Origin of the sequence: Nocardiopsis potens DSM 45234, assembly GCF_000341105.1 — a bacterium.
Classification (GTDB): domain Bacteria; phylum Actinomycetota; class Actinomycetes; order Streptosporangiales; family Streptosporangiaceae; genus Nocardiopsis_A; species Nocardiopsis_A potens.
Genome location: NZ_ANBB01000037.1, coordinates 1 through 17633, shown reverse-complemented (window position 1 = coordinate 17633; position 17633 = coordinate 1). Strand labels below are relative to the sequence as shown.

At 76.0% G+C, this 17633-nt stretch carries 16 protein-coding genes; 7 read left to right on the top strand and 9 right to left on the bottom strand.

The genetic code is table 11. The features are described 5' to 3' along the window. Nucleotides 1-21: 21 nt before the first annotated feature. The 7 genes from D459_RS0114060 to D459_RS0114030 form a co-directional block, all read right to left on the bottom strand. Entirely contained in the window at nt 22-1077 is a 1056-nt protein-coding gene (locus D459_RS0114060) for a copper transporter (protein WP_017593652.1), read from the bottom strand. Continuing rightward, nucleotides 1074-2279: a putative cytokinetic ring protein SteA gene (steA, locus tag D459_RS0114055; protein ID WP_017593651.1), complete on the bottom strand. Its 1206-nt coding sequence runs from the start codon at nt 2277-2279 to the stop codon at nt 1074-1076. The genes D459_RS0114060 and steA overlap by 4 nt, the downstream gene beginning before the upstream one ends. A 94-nt stretch (nt 2280-2373) precedes the next feature. Then, nucleotides 2374-4074 carry a DNA repair protein RecN gene (gene recN, locus D459_RS0114050; RefSeq protein WP_017593650.1) on the bottom strand — a complete coding sequence of 567 codons (1701 nt, stop codon included), beginning with the start codon at nt 4072-4074 and terminating at the stop codon, nt 2374-2376. A gap of 59 nt (nt 4075-4133) precedes the next feature. Beyond that, a complete protein-coding gene (locus tag D459_RS0114045) occupies nt 4134-5075 on the bottom strand; it encodes an NAD kinase (protein WP_026120378.1) in 942 nt (313 codons plus the stop codon). A gap of 32 nt (nt 5076-5107) precedes the next feature. Further along, on the bottom strand, nt 5108-5908 hold the full coding sequence (locus D459_RS0114040; RefSeq protein ID WP_017593648.1) for a TlyA family RNA methyltransferase: 801 nt from the start codon (nt 5906-5908) through the stop codon (nt 5108-5110). Nucleotides 5909-6636: 728 nt separating this feature from the next. After that, on the bottom strand, nt 6637-6810 hold the full coding sequence (locus D459_RS36145; protein WP_017593647.1) for a hypothetical protein: 174 nt from the start codon (nt 6808-6810) through the stop codon (nt 6637-6639). A 4-nt stretch (nt 6811-6814) separates the two neighbouring features. Then, a complete protein-coding gene (locus tag D459_RS0114030) occupies nt 6815-7756 on the bottom strand; it encodes a hypothetical protein (protein ID WP_026120377.1) in 942 nt (313 codons plus the stop codon). Nucleotides 7757-7879: 123 nt separating this feature from the next. On the opposite strand from D459_RS0114030, the gene D459_RS0114025 reads away from it, so the two are divergent. From D459_RS0114025 to D459_RS0114015, 3 genes are read left to right on the top strand one after another with little or no spacing between them, the layout of a single operon-like run. Beyond that, entirely contained in the window at nt 7880-8230 is a 351-nt protein-coding gene (locus D459_RS0114025) for an SCP2 sterol-binding domain-containing protein (protein WP_026120376.1), read from the top strand. A 46-nt stretch (nt 8231-8276) separates the two neighbouring features. Next, on the top strand, nt 8277-9563 hold the full coding sequence (locus D459_RS0114020; protein WP_017593645.1) for a DUF1015 domain-containing protein: 1287 nt from the start codon (nt 8277-8279) through the stop codon (nt 9561-9563). 43 nt (nt 9564-9606) lie between these two features. Next, the gene (locus D459_RS0114015; protein WP_017593644.1) at nt 9607-10575 is read left to right on the top strand and encodes an HAD-IIA family hydrolase; all 969 of its coding nucleotides are present in this window, start codon (nt 9607-9609) and stop codon (nt 10573-10575) included. Between the two features lie 213 nt (nt 10576-10788). On the opposite strand, the gene D459_RS0114010 is transcribed toward D459_RS0114015, so the two are convergent. Further along, nucleotides 10789-11226 (bottom strand): single-stranded DNA-binding protein, encoded by a 438-nt coding sequence (locus tag D459_RS0114010; protein WP_017593643.1) that lies wholly within the window; start codon nt 11224-11226, stop codon nt 10789-10791. A 137-nt stretch (nt 11227-11363) separates the two neighbouring features. Here D459_RS0114010 and D459_RS0114005 point away from each other — a divergent pair, with 137 nt between their 5' ends. Beyond that, a complete protein-coding gene (locus D459_RS0114005; protein WP_017593642.1) occupies nt 11364-12353 on the top strand; it encodes an MBL fold metallo-hydrolase in 990 nt (329 codons plus the stop codon). 187 nt (nt 12354-12540) lie between these two features. Further along, the gene (locus D459_RS0114000; protein WP_017593641.1) at nt 12541-13452 is read left to right on the top strand and encodes a GNAT family N-acetyltransferase; all 912 of its coding nucleotides are present in this window, start codon (nt 12541-12543) and stop codon (nt 13450-13452) included. A gap of 138 nt (nt 13453-13590) precedes the next feature. Here D459_RS0114000 and D459_RS0113995 read toward each other — a convergent pair whose 3' ends face one another. Next, complete coding sequence (locus D459_RS0113995; protein ID WP_026120374.1) at nt 13591-14001, bottom strand: NUDIX domain-containing protein; 411 nt, start codon at nt 13999-14001, stop codon at nt 13591-13593. A gap of 202 nt (nt 14002-14203) precedes the next feature. Here D459_RS0113995 and nhaA point away from each other — a divergent pair, with 202 nt between their 5' ends. Together nhaA and D459_RS33630 are read left to right on the top strand one after the other, a co-directional pair. After that, nucleotides 14204-15451: a Na+/H+ antiporter NhaA gene (nhaA, locus tag D459_RS0113990; RefSeq protein WP_017593639.1), complete on the top strand. Its 1248-nt coding sequence runs from the start codon at nt 14204-14206 to the stop codon at nt 15449-15451. A 326-nt stretch (nt 15452-15777) separates the two neighbouring features. Further along, nucleotides 15778-17229, top strand: coding sequence for a serine/threonine-protein kinase (locus D459_RS33630; protein WP_241485033.1), 1452 nt, complete (start codon nt 15778-15780; stop codon nt 17227-17229). The last annotated feature ends 404 nt before the right edge of the window (nt 17230-17633 follow it).

Below are 17633 nucleotides of genomic sequence, written 5' to 3'. Positions count from 1 at the left end.
CTTTCGAGGTTCAGGGGTTGGTCACGGCCGCCCCTCCGGCGGGGACCGGCGCTCGGATTCGGCTCCGGAGGCGCCCTCCCCGTCCTCCCCGGCCTCTTCTGAGGCCCGGGAGGCGGGCAGCGGGTCGGGGACGAAGGACTCCGCGCCCTCGCCGATGCCGAAGTGCCCGGTGTCGCCGTCGGCCGCGGCGGCCAGCGCGAGCACCGCCGCCACGTCGCCGGCGGGCCGGCCGGCCGCGTCCACGGTGGTGTAGCGGGCCTTCTCGGCGCGGGCGTGCGCGATGACCCCGCCCGGGTCCGCGGCGCGGGCCGCGCCGACCAGGATCGCGCCGTTCTCGGTGCCGCCGCCGTTGAACGCCCGCAGCAGCGCGGTCATGACCCCGTTGCCGGGCGGGTGGTCGTCGGCGTGCTCGCCGCCGCCGGGGAACGGCGCCGCCGGGGCGAGCACCACCGCGATGTCGGCGGCGCCGGCCGGGTCGCCCTCGACGGCGAGCAGGTCGGCCTCGGCGAACCCGGCCAGCACCGTCTCCGCGTCGAAGCCGCCCTTCTTCCCGCCCTCCTCCTCGGCGTCCTTCTCCGCGCGCTCCGCGGAGACCGCCGCGGCCAGCAGCGACCCGGCCCGCTCGTAGGGGCCCTCGCCGGACGGCTCGACCCCCTCGGCGAGCTGCTCGGTGAGCTCGTCGACGAAGGCCGAGCGGGAGGTGTCCAGGTAGGTGTCGGTGAAGGCGATCCGGCCCTCCACCGACCCGCCGGCCTGCTCGATCCGCTGCTCCATCCCCTCGCGCAGCGCCTCGTCGGTCCCGGGCGAGGAGACGACGACCACGTCCTCGCCGTCCAGCCGCCCGTCCAGGACGTCCTCGGCGAGCGCGGCGGTCATCTGGTCGGCGCCCTCGCCGAACGCCTCGGAGCCCTCCTTGTCCGCGCGCAGCCGGTCGCTCTGCTCCCGCAGCTCGCCGGTCTCCGACTTCAAGGTGTCGAGGAGGGGGTCCTGCAGCATGGTGGTGCCCAGCACCAGGCCGACGGCCAGGGCCAGGAACACCGCGACGATGGACACCAGGTGGTAGCGGAAGTCGATCACGTGAACAACCCCGTCAGCCAGTAGAGGAACGTGTCCCAGCGCGCCGCCGCGCCGGTGAGGAAGACCTGGCCGGCCGGGGAGCTCCACAGCGCGGCCACGACGGTGATCAGCGAGGCCGCCACCAGCCCCAGCAGCGACCAGGGCGAGATCCGGCTGCGGTAGAGCCGGCTCACGCCCTTGGCGTCCACCAGCTTGCCGCCGACCCGCAGCCGGGTGAGGAAGGTGCTGGCCATGCCGGCCCGCCCCTTGTCGAGGAACTCCTCCAGGGTGGCGTGGGTGCCCACGGCGACGATGAGCGAGGCCCCCGCGTCGTCGGCCAGCATCATCGCGACGTCCTCGCTGGTCCCGGTCGCGGGGAAGACCACCGCGTCGTAGCCCAGGTCGGTCAGGCGCTTGAGGCCCGGGGCGCGGCCGTCCCGGTAGGCGTGCACCACCAGCTCGGCCTGGCAGGCCAGCACCCGGTCGGAGACCGAGTCGAAGTCGCCGACGATGATGTCCGGCCGGTACCCGGCCTCCACCAGGGCGTCCGCGCCGCCGTCCACCCCGATCATCACCGGCCGGTACTCCCGGATGTAGGACCGCAGCGCCGCGATGTCCTCCCGGTAGTGGTAGCCGCGCACCACGATCAGCACGTGCCGGCCCTCGATCGGGGTGGCGATCCGCGGCACCCCGACCCCGTCCAGCAGCAGCGCGCGCTCCCGCTTGAGGTACTCCATGGTGTTCGCGGCGAACGCCTCCAGCTGCACCGACAGCCCGGCGCGCGCCGCCTCCATCGCCTCCGCGACGGACTCCTCGTCCTGCACCGCGCCGGTGGCCACCACCCGGTCGCCGCGGAACAGGGTGCCGCCGTCCAGGCGCAGCACCTCGCCCTCGCGCACCCGCGCGAAGACCTCCGGGTCGACCTCGTCGACCAGCGGGATGCCCGCCTCCACCAGCAGCTGCGGGCCGAGGTTGGGGTAGCGCCCGCTGATCCCGGTGGCGACGTTGAGCACCGCGGCGACACCGCAGCCGACCAGCGCCTCGGCGCTGACCCGGTCCAGGTCGACGTGGTCGATGACCGCGATGTCACCGGGTCTGAGGCGCTTGGTGAGGTTCTTGGTGCGCCGGTCCGCGCGGACCGGTGCGGTCATGCCGGACGGCCCGTCGCCCCTGGGGCGGCGGAACCGGACGAGTCGGGCGCCGAGCGCCTCCGGGACCTTCATTGCTCGCATCTTGCCAGAGGGCCCCCGGCAATCGGCATAACACTGCGTCGCCCGGCGTGTTCACACCGTTATGGAATCCGCTGTCCGGAACGCCTCATCCGACCCGGTCCCGCTCGGCCATCGAGAGCAGCTCCTCGGCGTGCGCCCGGCCCAGCTCGGAGTCCTCCAGGCCGGCCAGCATCCGGGACAGCTCCCGGGCCCGGGCCGCCCGGTCCAGCCGGGTCACCCCGCTCTCGGTCACCGTGCCCTCCTGCGATTTGCGCACCACCAGGTGGTTGTCGGCGAACGCCGCCACCTGCGGAAGGTGGGTCACCACGATGACCTGGGAGTTGCGCGCCAGCCGGGCCAGCCGGCGGCCGATCTCCACCGCGGCCTTGCCGCCCACGCCCGCGTCGACCTCGTCGAAGACGAAGGTCGGCACCGGGTCCGCGCCGGCGAAGACCACCTCGATCGCGAGCATCACCCGGGACAGCTCACCGCCGGAGGCGCCCTTGTGCAGCGCCAGCGCCGGCGACCCCGGGTGCGGCGCCATCAGCAGCTCGATGTCGTCCCGGCCGTTCGGGCCGAACTCCTCGCCGGTGGTGACCCGCACCTCCACCCGGGCGTGCGGCATGGCCAGCTCGGTCAGCTCGGCGGTGACCGCCGCGCCGAACCGCTCCGCGGCCGCGGTGCGCAGCCCGGTCAGCTCGGCGGCGAGGCCGTCCATGGTCTCGGCCAGGTCGGCCTGCTCGGCGCGGAGCGCCTCGCCCCGGTCGTCGTCGCCGTCCAGCTCCGCCAGGCGCTTGGCCGCGTTCTCCGCCCACGCCAGCACGTCGTCCACGGTCTCGCCGTACTTGCGGCACAGCTGTCCGAGCAGCGCCCGGCGCTCCTGGACCGCCGCCAGCCGCGCCGGGTCGGCCTCCACCGACCCGGCGTAGGAGGCGATCTCGGTCGCCGCGTCGCCGAGCAGGTAGGAGATCTCGTCCAACCGGTCGGCGACCGCGGCCAGCGACGCGTCGTGCTCGCGCACCGCCGACAGCGCCTGCCGCGCCGCCGCCAGCAGCCCCACCGCGTCGGCCTGCACCTCCGCGGCCGGGTCGCCGGTCAGCGCCTCGTGCGCGGTGGTCGCGGCGACGCGCAGCGCGTCGGCGTGCGACAGCCGGGTGTCCTCGGCCAGCAGCTCGGCGTCCTCCCCGGACACCGGCTCGGCGGCGTTGATCTCCTCCAGGCCGAAGCGGAGCAGGTCGGCCTCCTGGGCGCGCTCCCGGGCGCGCTCGGTGATCTCGGCCAGCTCCTCGGCGACCTCGCGGTGCCGCCGGTAGGCGGCGGTGTAGGCGCCCAGCGCCCGGGCCAGGTCCGGGCCGGCATAGCGGTCCAGCGAGGCGCGCTGCCGCTCGGCGCGGAGCAGCCGCTGCTGGTCGGACTGGCCGTGCACGGCCACCAGGTCGTCGGCGAGGTAGGCCAGCAGGCTCACCGGCGCCGACCGGCCGCCCAGCGTCGCCCGGGACCGCCCCTCGGCGGAGACCGACCGGTTCATGATCAGCACGCCGTCGTCGAGCTCGCCGCCGGCCTCGGCGACCCGCTCGGCCACCCTGCCGCCCTCGGGGACGGCCAGCCGCCCCTCCACCAGGGCGCGGCCCGCGCCGGGGCGGACCCGCTGCGGGTCGGCCCGGCCGCCGAACAGCAGCCCCAGGCCGGTCACCACCATGGTCTTGCCCGCACCGGTCTCGCCGGTGACCGCGGTGAACCCGGGGGAAAGCTCCAGAACCGCGTCGTCGATGACGCCCAGACCCCGGATGCGGACTTCTTCGAGCACCGAACCCTCTCCTGCTTCCAGTCGTGGTGCCGCTCGCGCGGATCCGTCCGCCGTCCCGGTCACAGGTCGCGCTCGGCGCGCCCCCGCCACCCTGCGACCGGCAGGCCGAACTTGGCGACCAGCCGATCGGTGAACGGCGCCCGCTGCAGGCGCGCCAGCCTGACCGGCACGTCTCCGCGCGTCACCTCGATGCGCGCCCCCGCGGGCAATTCGACCATACGGCGTCCATCGCACCAGAGCACGCCTTCGGGGGTGTCCGGGACGATCTCGAAGGCGATCACCGAGTCCGGGGAGACCACGACCGGCCGCGCGAACAGGGCGTGCGCCCCGATCGGCGCGACCAGCAGCGCCTCCACTTCCGGCCACACGATCGGCCCGCCGGCCGAGAACGCGTGCGCCGTGGACCCGGTCGGCGTGGCGCACACCACACCGTCGCAGCCCCACCGGGACAGCGGCCGCCCGTCGATCTCCAGCACCGTGTCGAGCATCCGCCGGGCGGTCGCCTTCTCCAGCGTCGCCTCGTTCAGCGCCCAGGTGCGCACCGGCGGGGCGCCGTCGCACCGCCCGCCGTTGTACACCGCGACGTCCAGCGTCATCCGCTCCTCGACGATGTAGCGGCGCTCGACCACGCTGTGCACCGTGGCGCTCAGGTCCTCCCGCTCCGCCTCGGCGAGGAATCCGACGTGGCCCAGATTGATGCCGAGCAGCGGCGCGCCGGCCGGGCGGGCGATCTCCGCGGCGCGCAGCAGCGTGCCGTCGCCGCCGAGCACCATCACCAGCTCGGCGCCCTCGGCCGCCTCCGGGCCGCGCACCCGCTCCACCGGGTCCAGCTCGAACCCGGCGCGCTTGAGGTCGTCGGCCTCGCTTTCCAGCATCCGGACCACCAGCCCCGCCTCGGTGAGGCTGCGGTGCACCAGCTGCGCGCTGCGCATGGCCGCCCGCCGCCCGGTGTGGGCGAGCAGGAGCACGCTGCGCGCGCTCCGAGGGCCGGGAGAAGTCAACTGGGTTTCCTCTCTGAAAGATCGGCGGCCGCTCAGCGGGGGCCTTCGGCGATCGCGCGCGCCAGCATCTCCTCGCGCAGCGGCGGTTCGCCCGCGTGCAGCCACAGGAAGTACTCGACGTTCCCGGAGGGGCCCGGCAGCGGGCTCGCCGCCACCCCCTTGGCGCCCAGCCCCAGCCCGGCGGCGGCGCCGGCCACCGAGCGGACCGCCTCGGCGCGCAGCTCGGGCTCGCGCACCACGCCGCCGGCGCCGACCCGCTCCTTGCCCACCTCGAACTGGGGCTTGACCATGAGCGCGAAGTCCGCGTCCGGGGCGGCGCAGGCGGCCAGCGGCGGCAGCACCAGGGACAGGGAGATGAACGACAGGTCGCCGACGACCAGGGTCGGCGCCGGCCCGCCGAGGTCGGACGGGTCGAGCTCGCGCACGTTGCACCGCTCCCGCACGTCCACCCGGTCGTCGCTCCGCAGCGACCAGGCGAGCTGGCCGTAGCCGACGTCGACCGCGTACACCTTCGCCGCGCCCCGGCGCAGCAGCACGTCGGTGAAACCGCCGGTGGAGGCGCCGGCGTCCAGGCAGACCCGGCCGGCCGGGTCGATCCCGAACGCGTCCAGCGCGCCGACGAGCTTGTGCGCGCCCCGCGACACGTACGACGGGGCGTCGTCCGGGGCCTTCACCACGATCGGCTGGTCGGTGCCGACCTGGGTCGCCGCCTTGCCGGCGGTCATCCCCGCGACGGCGACGTGCCCGCCGTCGATCAGCTCCGCCGCGTGCCCGCGCGAGCGCGCGAGTCCGCGTCGGACGAGTTCGGCGTCGAGCCGACTGCGTTTGGCCATCGTGTTGAGTCCGCGCCTATCCCGAAGAAGTCTGCCTTAGGACGATACCCGCTTCCCGACCCTCGCCCGGAGCCGAGCACCGGCCGGCCGGTCCGCCCTGGTCACCGCCGCGCCCGTCCGCCGCCCGCCCCGGGGGCGGACGGCCCGGGCGGGCCTCGCGGTCGAACACACTATCGAACGGCGGGGGCGGTCGCCGCAGAACCCGCGGTCCCGCGCGCCGGGAATCGCGCGGCTTTGCCCCTCTCCCGCCGGGGCCCGGACGGTCCCCGGCCCGGCCGGCGGAACGGCCGCCGGCGGCCCCGGGCCCGGGCCGTCGACCCCGGTGCCGCGGAGGTCGTGCCGGGCACCCCCTCCGCGGATCCGGCTGCCTCTCAGAGGCCTGCGGAGGACAGGGGCGATCGATCGCCCGATCCGCGCTCGCAGGAGGCCGTTCCGGCGGGACACCGACCCGCGACGCCGCCCATCCGCCGAGGAAGGACCGGAGCGGTTCCGGTCACCACCGCACACGGCCGGCCGGCTCCGGCGACCGGCAGGGCCGCCCGTATCGCCCGGTGCGCCGCCGCCTCTTGCGAGACGGGCACGGGAACCGCCCCGTGTGTCCCTCGCGGCCGGGCTCCGCGCTCCCCGCCGGCGGACCGGTGAGAGGGGAGGCCGGGGCGGACCGCTCCCCCGGGTCCAGGGGGTGGCCACCGCGTCGCGGCCGGTGGGCAGTGCGACCGGAGAGCCGGTCAGCGCCCTTCCAAACCGCCCAGTACGGCGGAGAGCTCGCGGTGCAGCTCGTCGAAGACCTTCGGATGCTCGGCCACGGGCATGCCGTCCAGCGCGGCCAGCCGCCGCCGGGCGCTCTCCAGGGTGCGCTCGGCGATCTCGGCGCCCGTGGGCGCCTCTCCCTCCTCCGGCACGGCGCTAGCCCTTCTTCGCCGTACCGGCGGTCTTCGACCGGGCGGCGGTCGTCCGCTTGGTGCCGGTCTTGGCCGTGGAGGAACCGCTCTTGGTGGTGGAACCGCTGCTCTTGGCCGTGGAGCGGGTCCGCCCGGCGGTCTTCTGCCCGGACTTGGCCGTGGTCTTCTTCGGCTCGGCGGGCTCTGCTTTCTCTGCCGCCTTCTCCGGCGCCTTCTCTTCGGGCTCCTGCTCCGGCTTCTCCGCAGCGGGCTCCACCACAGCGGCCTCCACCGGCTCCCCGGCGGGCGCCTTCTCCGACTTCGCCGACGCCTTCTCCGGCGTTTCCTCCGGCTTCTTCCCGCTCTGCGCGTCCTGCGCGGCGGGCGCCGGCTCCTCCTCGGCGGCCTCCGCTCTCGCGGGGGGCTCCTCGGCGGCGGGGGCGTCCTTCTTCCCCTCCGCCTTCCCGCCCTCGGCCTTGCGCACCACGGGGGCCTCGGCCGGCTCCACCGCGCGCACCGCCGGGGCCGCGGGCTCCACCGCAGGCTCGGGAACCGCCGGGACCACCGGAACCGCAGGCGCCGCGGGCACCGCGTACTCCTCCGCCCGCACCGGGACCGGTCCGGCCGATGCCGCCCGCGCCGGGGCGCGCACCCCGGCGAGCCGCCGCTCCAGCTCCGCCACCCGGCGGGCGAGCCGGTCGTACTCGGTGCGCGGCACCACGTCGAGCCGCTCCACCGCGGCGGCGACCTCGGCGGCGACCAGGGCGGCCAGCGCCTCCCGGTTGCTCTGGCCGGTCTCGATCAGCTCCGCGGCGAGCGCCTGGATGCTCTGCCCCACGCCCTCCTCGGGGAGTTCGCCGCCGCCCTCTCTGATCAGGGTCCGTGCCGCGGCCACGGCGCGCTTGCGGGACGGCTCGGTCAGACCACTGGTGGCGTCCGTGTAGGCGCGCACCGCATCGACGACCATGGTGGGACTGCTCCTAGCGATCGACTGACTCCCCGGCGTCCGAGGGCCGCACACCGCCCGATCGTAGCGGGGGCGCGGTGCGCCCGAGGCCGAACCGGCCGAACCTGGGGCATCATGGTGGCCATGCCCAGCGTTGAAGAGTGCCGCGAAGCCATCGACCGGGTCTCCGGCCGGATCATGGAGGTCGACGAGGCCGACCGCCGCAAGCACATCGTCGAGCGGAGCGTCAGCGTGGTCGTCAAGGACCTGGACACCGTCTTCGACATGCGGCTGACCGGGGAGGGCCTGCAGGACGTGGCCTCCCGCCCCGCCTCCTCCCCCGGCGGCCGCGCCCAGGTGCGGATCACCCTCGGCTCCGAGGACCTCATCGCGCTCGCCTACGACCGGCTGGAGCTCACCAAGGCCATGTTCTCCGGCCGGGTCAAGATCGACGCCAGCTTCGGCGACCTGATGCGCCTGCGCAAGCTGCTGTGACATCGGCGACGGTTCCGCCCGGGCGCCCGGGCGGTATCGTGCCAGAGTGCGGAGATCGACGGCGGGCGGCACCGGGGAGGGCGCCCTGGAACTGGCCCCGCTGCGCGGATTCCGGTACGCCGGCCCCGACGCGCGGGCCTTCATCGACTCCGGCCCGTTCGACCTCGCCCTCGCCCTCGCCCCGCCCTACGACCAGGTCGACGCCGAGCGCTACGCGCAGATGACCCGGGTCGAGCCGCACAACGCCGCCCGGCTCACCCTTCCCCCCAGCTACCAGGGGGCGGCGCGCACCCTGCGCCGCTGGATCGACGGGGGCGTCCTGGTCCGCGACCGGCTCCCCGCCCTCTACCCCTACGAGCAGACCACCCCGGACGGGCTGCGCCAGCGCGGCCTGATCGGCGCGCTGCGGCTGCCCCCGGCGGACGCCCCCGCGGTCCGGCCGCACGAGGCCACCGCCGAAGCACCGGTCCTGGACCGGGCCCGGCTGATGGCCGCCACCCGCGCCAACCTCGAACCCATCATGCTGCTCTACCGCGGCACGGGCGGGGCCGCCTCCCGGGCCGCCGAAGCGCCCGCCGAGACCGGCGCCGAACCGCTGGTGGAGGCCGCCACCTCGGACGGCGTGCTGCACCGGCTGTGGGCCGTCACCGACCCGGCGGTGCACGCCGGCGTCGCCGCCGACCTGGCCGGACGCACCGCGCTCATCGCCGACGGCCACCACCGCTACGCCGCCTACCGCCGGCTCCGGGCCGACAACCCCGCCCCCGGCCCCTGGGACCACGGGCTGGCGCTGCTGGTGGACTCCGACTCCTCACCGCCCCGGCTCGGCGCCATCCACCGGGTGCTGCGCGGCCTGCGCGCCCGCGAGGCCGCGCACGCCGCCGAGCCGTTCGCCCGGGCCGAGCCGCTGCCGCCCGGCCCGCCGGAGGAGGCCGTGCGGCGCCTGCACGCCGCCGCCGAGCAGGGCCCCGCGCTGATCGCCGCCGACGCCGAGGACCGGTTCCTGCTGCACCGCTTCTCCCCCGCCGCGATGGAGGCCGCCGCCCCGGACCGCTCCGCGGAGTGGCGCGCCCTGCCCACCGCCGCCCTGGAGCGGCTGCTGCTGCCCGCCTGGAAGGCCGCCGAGGACGCCGCCGAGCTGGTGCACGACGATCCGGCCGCGGCGCTGGCCTCCGCCTGCGACGCCGCCCGGCCGGGCACCGCGGTACTGCTCCCCCCGATGCGCCTGGAGGACGTCTACCGGGTCACCGCCCGCGGCGAGCTCACCCCGCGCAAATCCACCTCCTTCGGCCCCAAGCCCCGCACCGGCCTGGTGCTCCGCTCACTCGACTGAACCGCCGAACCCGCCGCCCCGCACCGACCTCCGCGAGGAGAGCATGACCCTCAGGACCGCCGACCGGCCGCTGAACGCCCTGTACGACACCGCCCTGCTCGACCTGGACGGGGTCGTCTACGTCGGGGCGCGCGCCGTCCCCGCCGCCCCGGAGGCGGTGGCCAAGGCCCGCGCCTCCGGGATGGGCGTCGCCTTCGTCACCAACAACGCCTCGCGCACCCCCTCCTCCATCGCCGAGCGCCTCACCCGCCTGGGCGTCGAGGCCGCCGCCCGGGACGTGGTGACCTCCGCCGAGGCCGCCGCCCGGCTGCTGGCCGAGCGGTTCCCGGCCGGCTCGCCGGTGCTCGTCGTCGGCGACACCGGGCTGCGCCTGGCCCTGATCCGGCGCGGCCTGCGCCCGGTCTCCCTCGCGGCCGAGGACCCCGTCGCCGTGGTGCAGGGGCACACCCCGCGGCTCAGCCACGACCTCGTCTCCCAGGGCGCCCTCGCGGTGGCCCGCGGCGCGCTGTTCGTGGCCGCCAACAACGACGCCACCGCCCCCGTCGAGGCCGGGATCATCCCCGGCAACGGCTCGTTCGCCCGGGTGATCGCGCACGCCACCGGGGTGGAGCCGGTGGTCGCCGGCAAGCCGATGAAGCCGCTGCACGACGAGGGCGTGCAGCGCACCGGCGCCGAGCGCCCGCTGGTCGTCGGCGACCGGCTGGACACCGACGTCCAGGGCGCGGTGGCGCGCGGCGCCGCGAGCCTGCTGGTGCTCTCCGGCGTCACCGGAGCGCACGAGCTGGTCTCCGCCCCGGAAGGGCTGCGCCCCGACTACATCGCCTGGGACCTGGCCGGGCTGAACGAGGCACACCCCGAACCGCAGGGCTGGCGGGCCTCGGTCCGCGACGGGCGGGTGGAGCTCTCCGGCTCCGGCGACCGGCTGCACGGCCTGCGCGCGGTCTGCTCCGCGGCCTGGCGGGCGGACGGCCCGGTCGACGCCGGAGCCGCCCTGGCCCTGCTCGGCTGGTAGCCCTCCCCTCCCCACAGGGCGGGATAAAGCGGGTTCCGGGGACCGCCGCGCCCGTCGAGGACGGCCGGTCGCCGCGAAGGGCCCGATGCGGCGCGCCCGGAGGAGCCCCCGGCACGGAGGAGCTGAAGGCCCGGGCCGGGCGACGGCGCCGTCCTGCGGCGCGGTGCACGGCCCCGAGGGCCGGTCGCCCCGGCCCCGGGGCCCGCGCGGACGCTACGGCCGGCCGGGCGGCGCGGCGCCCTCCCCGCCCGGCGCCGGGGGCGGCGGGGGCGGGCGGTGGCCGCCCGGCACGCCCAGCACCCGCACCGCCGCGGCCTCCACCTCGACCACCCCGCCGGCGAACCCCCGGGACCTCCGGTACCGGCGGCGCAGCGCCCCCACCACCTGCACCAGGTCGCCGATCCGCCACCCCCGGGTGGCGTTCTGGATGTCCGTCCGGAAGCTCACGCAGGTGATCGAGTCGGCCTGGCGGCCGGCGCCGGCGGCCCCCTCCCCGCCCGGGCGGGCCACCGTCACCCGCCAGGTCACCAGGCGGTCGCCGCTGGGCAGCTCGCGGACCGACGGCTCGGCCGTCACCCGCCCCTCCAGGACCACCTCGTTGCGGTGGCCGGGGCGCTCTGCGGTACCGGCGGCTGCGGTGGACGTGTGCATGCGGAACCTCCCTGATCGGCGCCCGCGGGCGCGGGCCGCGCTCACCGACCAGCATCGGCACCCGCCCCGCCCGGCACCACCCCGATTCCCGACCCTGTGGACAGCCCGCCGCGGCCCCGTGGGCTAGATTCGCTCCCGTGGACACGAGCAGCGAGCCCCGGCAGGGCACCACCGCACTGGGCGACGAGGTGTTCGCCATCGACACCCGGATGGCCGGCTACCCGGGCATCACCTCCAGCTACCTGATCCGCACCGAGCGGCCCTGCGTGGTGGAGGTCGGCACCGCGGGATCGGCCGAAGTGCTCCGGGACGGCCTGGCCGACCTCGGCATCGGCCCCTCCGACCTGGCCACCATCGTCGTCACCCACATCCACCTCGACCACGCCGGCGGCGTCGGCGACGTCGCCCGGATGTTCCCCGGGGCCGAGATCGTGGTGCACGAGCGCGGCGCCCGGCACCTCGCCGACCCGACCCGGCTGATGCGCTCGGCCCGGATGGTCTGGGGCGACAGGCTGGACGTCCTCTTCGGCGAGATGAGCCCCTCCGACGCGGCCCGGATCCGGGCCGTGGGCGAGACCGGCGAGATCGACCTGGGCGCCGGCCGCACCCTCTCCGCGCACTACGCGCCCGGCCACGCCAAGCACCACGTCGGCCTGGTCGACTCCGCCACCGGGGACCTCTACACCGGCGACGCCCTGGGCGTGTACAACCCCTACACCGGCGACGTTCGCCCGGCCACCCCGCCGCCCGACTTCGACCTGGACGCGGCCCTGCGCACCCTGGACCTGTTCACCGGGATCGCCCCGCGCCGCCTGATGTTCTCCCACTTCGGCGCGGTCGACCCGGTCGGGGAGACGATCGACCGGGCCCGCGAGGAGCTGCACGCCTGGGTGTCGGCGGTCCGCGAGGCCCGCGCGAGCACCGGCGACCTGGACCACGCCGTGGCCATGGTCCGCGACCAGGTCACCAAGCGCTACCGGCCGCTGCCGCCGGACGCCCCGGCCGAGGCCGCCGAGGTGATGGAGGTGCTGAGCGGCGTCGAGGGCAACCACGCCGGCATCTCGCACTGGCTGGACCGGCTGGAGGCCGAGCAGCGGGAGCGGGACGCGGCCGACGGGGAGGGCTGACCGGCTCCGCCACCGCCCGGGGCCCCGGCCGGCGCACCGCGCGGCCGCCCGCGCGCCGGAGCTCCCGATGCGCCCCGGACCACCGCCCCGCCCGCGGGGCCAGGGCCGGTACCGGAGACCGCAGATGCCGCGGAAGCGGGCGGAAACCCCGTGACAGGGCGACCCGCTCCCCTTAGTCTGCGCTCCCATGGACTTCACCATCCGCCCCCTGGATGTCGAGCGAGACATCCCGGCGGTCGCCGCCCTTCGGCGGCGCTGCTTCCCCTACGAGATCACCCTCGAGCGCCACCTGCTCTGGTCCGCGGAGCGGACCCCGGAGCAGGCGCGGGCCCGCTGGTTCGCCGCCGAGTCCGGCGGCCGGATCATCGGCTACGCGCGGGCCGCCCTGGTCGTCACCACCGGCCTGGCGGGCCAGGGGACCCTGATCGTCATGGTCGACCCCGGGCACCGGCGCCGGGGAGCGGGGAGCGCCCTCGCCGACGCGGCCGAAGCCCACCTGGCCGACGCCGGAGCGGTGGTGGTCCGCGCCGCCGGCCCGGAGGACCCCGCCGCGCCGTTCGCCGAGCGGAGGGGCTACCTGCCCCGCTCCACCTCCTCCCACCAGGTCCTGGACCTGGCCGGCCTGCCGCCGGTCCCGCCCCGCCCGGACGGGGTGGAGCTGCGCCCCGCCTCCGCCTACGCCGACGACCCTCGCCCGGTGCACGCGGTGGACGAGGCGGTCAGTGCGGACGAGCCCGGCGACGCGCCGACGGACTCCTCCCCCTACCGGGTCTGGCTGGAGACGGTGTGGGAGGACCCGCGCGTCGACCGCGACCTCTCCCTCATGGTCCTCTCCGGCGGGGAGCCGATCGGCATCGTCGCGATCCTCTCCGACGGCGAGCGGACGCTCAGGCACTCGATCACCGGCACCGTGCGCGCGCACCGCGGCCGCGGCATCGCGACCTACGCGAAGACCGCGGCCCTGCACCGCGCCCGCGAGCGCGGCTTCACCGCCTCCTACACCGAGAACGACACCACGAACGCGCCGATGCTGGCGATCAACGAGAGGCTGGGCTACCGGCCGCACGCCACCGAGACCGTCTACCGCCGCGACCTCTGACCCCGGCGCGGGAAGGAAGGGCACCGACTCCCCGGGCCGCCTCCCCTCCGCGATGATCTCGGCGTTCCGGGCCCATCGGACCGGTCCGATGGGCCCGGAACGCCGAGATCATCGCGCTGCACGGGGCGGCCTCGCCGGTCAGCCCCGGAGCGGGGCGGCGCCGGGCAGCCCCAGGGCGCGCAGCAGATGGTCGTAGATCCCGTCGTCCCAGGAGAGGAGGGCCTCGGGCAGCGCGTCGAACGCCCGCACCTCCAGCGTCTCGAACGCCCCGCTCAGCGGGTGCAGCGCCCGCACCCTGGCGTGGGTGACGACCGTGGTGTGCCCGCCGGCGAGCACGTAGTGGCCGGCCACGTGCACCTCGCCCAGCTCGGCGCCGGCCTCCTCCCGGGCCTCCCTGCGGACCGTCGCCTCGATGGCCTCCCCCGGCTCGGCGTGGCCGCCGGGGAACTCCCAGGCCCGCTCCCGGTGCCGGACCAGCACCGGCCGGTCCCCGTCGAACAGCAGGCACACCACGGAATCGTGCCGCTCCGGAAGCACGCCCAGGCGGATCGACGCCCCGTTGAACCGCTCCGCCCCGCCCAACGCAGCCCCCTCACCAAGACCTTCTCGAAGGGGGCATTCTATGACTTGCACCCCGACCTGGGCATATGAAAAAGTGGTCCGGTCCCGGCGGCGGTTCGGCCGAGCCGGGCATCGGTGTGCCGGGAAGACTGGTCGGCGTGTCCATAGCCGTCGTCTCCCTGGAGAGCATGTGACCTCCGTCTCCGCCACGCCCCTGCAGCGACTCGCCGACGCCCTGCGCAAGGACACCGTCGGAGGGTTCCTCCTCATCTCCGCTGCGGTGCTCGCGCTGGTCCTGGCCAACTCGCCGGCCGCGGACGCCTACAACGCCGCCCGCGATTTCGTCATCGGCCCGAGCGCCCCGCTCCACCTCGACCTGAGCATCGGCACCTGGGCCGCGGACGGCCTGCTCGCGATCTTCTTCTTCATCGTCGGCGCCGAGCTCAAGCAGGAGTTCGTCCACGGCGAACTGCGCAACCCCCGGCGGGCGGTACTGCCGATCGTCGCCGCCATCGGCGGCATGGTCGCCCCGGCGCTGCTGTTCGCCGCCTTCAACCTGGCCCACCCGGACAAGATCGGCGGCTGGGGCATCCCGATGGCGACCGACATCGCCTTCGCGCTCGCGGTGCTCGCCATCGTGGGCCGCGGCCTCCCGCCCGCGCTGCGCACCTTCCTGCTCACCCTGGCGATCGTCGACGACCTCGGCGCGATCACGGTCATCGCGGTCTTCTACACCGACGACCTCTCCTTCCTCTACCTGATCGGCGCCCTCGTCCTCCTCGCCGTCTTCGGCTACCTGCAGCAGGGCCGCGGCCTCGCCGCCGCCCTGGACCGCTCCGCCCTGCCCAACTGGGTCGTCTACGTCCCGCTCGCCGTGGTGATCTGGGCCTTCATGCACGAGAGCGGCGTGCACGCCACCATCGCCGGCGTCGCCATGGGCATGCTGATGCGCAGCTCCACCCGGGACGGCGAGCACGAGTCCCCGCTGCACCACGCCGAGCACATGCTGCGCCCCTGGGCGATGGGCCTGGCCCTGCCGATCTTCGCGCTGTTCTCCGCCGGGGTCTCGTTCTCCGGGTTCGGCACCATGCTCACCGACACCGTCTCGCTGGGCATCATCGTCGGACTCATCCTGGGCAAGCTGGTCGGCATCCTCGGCTCCGCCTGGCTCACCACCAAGTTGACCGCCGCCGAGCTCAACCCCTCCCTCTCCTGGAGCGACATCACCGGCATGTCGCTGCTGGCCGGGATCGGCTTCACCGTCTCCCTGCTGATCAGCGAGCTGGCCTACCCCGCCGGCACGGTGCTGGAGCACGCCAAGGGCGGTGTGCTGCTGGCCTCCTTCACCGCCAGCGTGCTCGCCTCCGGCATCCTGCTCCGCCGCAGCGCCCACTACCGCAAGAAGGGCGTCCCCGCCGAGACCGCGGGACGGGAGTAGCACCCGCCACCGGGCCCGGCCCGGGACCGTTCGCAGCGGCATCGCCGCGCGGCGCTCCCGGACCGGGCCCCCCGCGTTTCCCGGGCGCCTCCCACCCCGGTGCGCCCGCCCTCGGGCGGGACCGGATCCGGGCGGCGCCGCAGCGCACGCGCCCTCCCAGGCCAGGGGCGCCGGGGGCGGGGTGACCGGTCTCCCCGCCCCCTCGGACGCGGCCGGGCAGAACGCCCGCAGGCCGCCCCGCCCCTCCCCGAAGCGGGGCCTCGGCGGCCCCGGACCGGTCCGCGGAGGGCCTCGCGCCCACCGATCGCCCCCGCTACAGTCACTCCATGCCCATGGGATCCTCCCCGCTGTTCTCCGTCCTCCTCGCGGCCCTGGTGCTCCTCCTGCTCGCCGCCGCAGTGGCGGTGCCCCTCATACGGCGGCCCCGCGGCACGGCGCCCCCCTTCCCCCGGACGGCCGCGACGGAGGCCCCGCCCCCAGGGCCCGACCCCGGCGACCCCGTCCGGGTCGGCCCCTACCGGATCCGCGCCCGCCTGGGCGGCGGCGGCATGGGACAGGTGTTCCTCGGCCGCTCCCCCGGCGGGCACACCGTCGCGGTCAAGGTCGTCCGCCCCGACCTGGCCGGCGACGCCGACTTCCGCCGCCGCTTCGCCGCCGAGGTCGCAGCCGCCCGCAAGGTCGGCGGGTTCTACACCGCCCAGGTCCTCGACGCCGACACCGCCGCGACCCCGCCCTGGCTGGCCACCGCCTACATCCCCGGCCCCTCGCTGCACCGCGCCGTCACCGACCACGGCCCCCTCCCCGCCGAATCGGTGGCCGCGCTCGGCGCCGGCCTGGCCGAAGGGCTGGCCGCCGTGCACGCCGCCGGGCTGGTGCACCGCGACCTCAAACCCGCCAACGTCCTGCTCACCGCCGACGGACCCCGCCTGATCGACTTCGGCATCGCCCGCGCCCTGGACGCCACCAGCCACACCCGGACCTCCACCGTGCTGGGCACCGCCGCGTTCATGTCCCCCGAACAGGCCCGCGCCCAGAAGGTCGGCCCCGCCTCGGACGTGTTCTCCCTCGGCTGCGTGCTCGCCTACGCCGCCACCGGCCGCAGCCCGTTCGGAGACGGCCCCGCGCCCGCACTCCTGTACCGGGTGGTCCAAGAGGAACCCGACCTGACCGGGCTGACCGGCCCCCTCCGCGACCTGGTGGCCGCCTGCCTGGCCAAGGACCCCGCCGACCGCCCCGCCCCCGAGCAGGTCCTGGCCGCGTGCGGCGCAGAGTCCCCGGCCGCCCCGGGCCGCCCGGAGGGCGGGTGGCTGCCCGACGACCTCACCGAGGTCATCGCCCGGCACGAGACCCGCCTCCTCACCCCGGACACCCCGCCGACGGCCCTCGCCCCGAAGACCGCCGGGGGCCGGCCCGCGCAGGCGCCCGCGAAGAAGCCCGCCGTGTGGAAGAAGGCGATGGCCGGACTCGCCTTTCTCACCCTCGCCCTCCTGCTCTCCGGCCTCCTGCCGCAGCTCACCACCTGGGCGGAACGGGCACCCTACGCCGACCTCGACACGGGGGACTGCGCGGTCGTCGAAGACGGCTCGCTGTCCGAGGTCCCCTGCTCGTCCGCCGACGCGGAGTACAAGGTCAACCTGACCGTCTCCGGGTGGTCGGACTCGGCTTCCCGCCCCGACCACCCGAGCGAGAGCTGCGAGGAATCGGAGAACTCCGACGGGTGGGTCCGCGCGGTCGAGGCTCCGTACCACAACGCCTGCCTGGAACCGCTGTCCGATTGAAGTGCTCTCCCGGCTGAAGCAGGAAGAAGGCCGTTGATTGAATCTCAGCGTTCAAGTGCGGCCGCCTTGCGGGGCAGGGGCTCAAGCGGGCGGCGAAGGCGAAGGAAGGGCCGGAGTACGGGAGTCGCCCGGGCGCGGCGCCCCACGGGGCGGGGGTTCAAGCGGGCAGCGAAGGCGGCGGCGGAGACCGGCCGGTCGGTCGGGTGCAGTGCCCCACGGGGTGAAGGTCAAGACGGGCGGCGACGGCGCCGGTAGGGGCGGGGTCGGGCTCCTCGGCCGAGCGCGGCGTCTCGCGGGGCGGGGGTTCAAGCGGGCAGCGAAGGCGGCGGCGGAGACCGGCCGGTCGGTCCGGCGCGGCGCCCCACGGGGTGGGGGTTCAGACCGGCGGCGACGGCGCCGGTAGG

Excerpts from the sequence above, each read along its gene's own strand:
- D459_RS0114025 (WP_026120376.1), top strand. The coding sequence starts at position 7,880 with ATGCCCAGCGTTGAAGAGTGCCGCGAAGCCATCGACCGGGTCTCCGGC.
- D459_RS0114010 (WP_017593643.1), bottom strand. The coding sequence starts at position 11,226 with ATGCACACGTCCACCGCAGCCGCCGGTACCGCAGAGCGCCCCGGCCAC.
- D459_RS0114030 (WP_026120377.1), bottom strand. The coding sequence starts at position 7,756 with ATGGTCGTCGATGCGGTGCGCGCCTACACGGACGCCACCAGTGGTCTG.
- steA (WP_017593651.1), bottom strand. The coding sequence starts at position 2,279 with ATGAAGGTCCCGGAGGCGCTCGGCGCCCGACTCGTCCGGTTCCGCCGC.
- D459_RS0114000 (WP_017593641.1), top strand. The coding sequence starts at position 12,541 with ATGGACTTCACCATCCGCCCCCTGGATGTCGAGCGAGACATCCCGGCG.
- D459_RS0114040 (WP_017593648.1), bottom strand. The coding sequence starts at position 5,908 with ATGGCCAAACGCAGTCGGCTCGACGCCGAACTCGTCCGACGCGGACTC.
- D459_RS0114015 (WP_017593644.1), top strand. The coding sequence starts at position 9,607 with ATGACCCTCAGGACCGCCGACCGGCCGCTGAACGCCCTGTACGACACC.
- D459_RS33630 (WP_241485033.1), top strand. The coding sequence starts at position 15,778 with ATGCCCATGGGATCCTCCCCGCTGTTCTCCGTCCTCCTCGCGGCCCTG.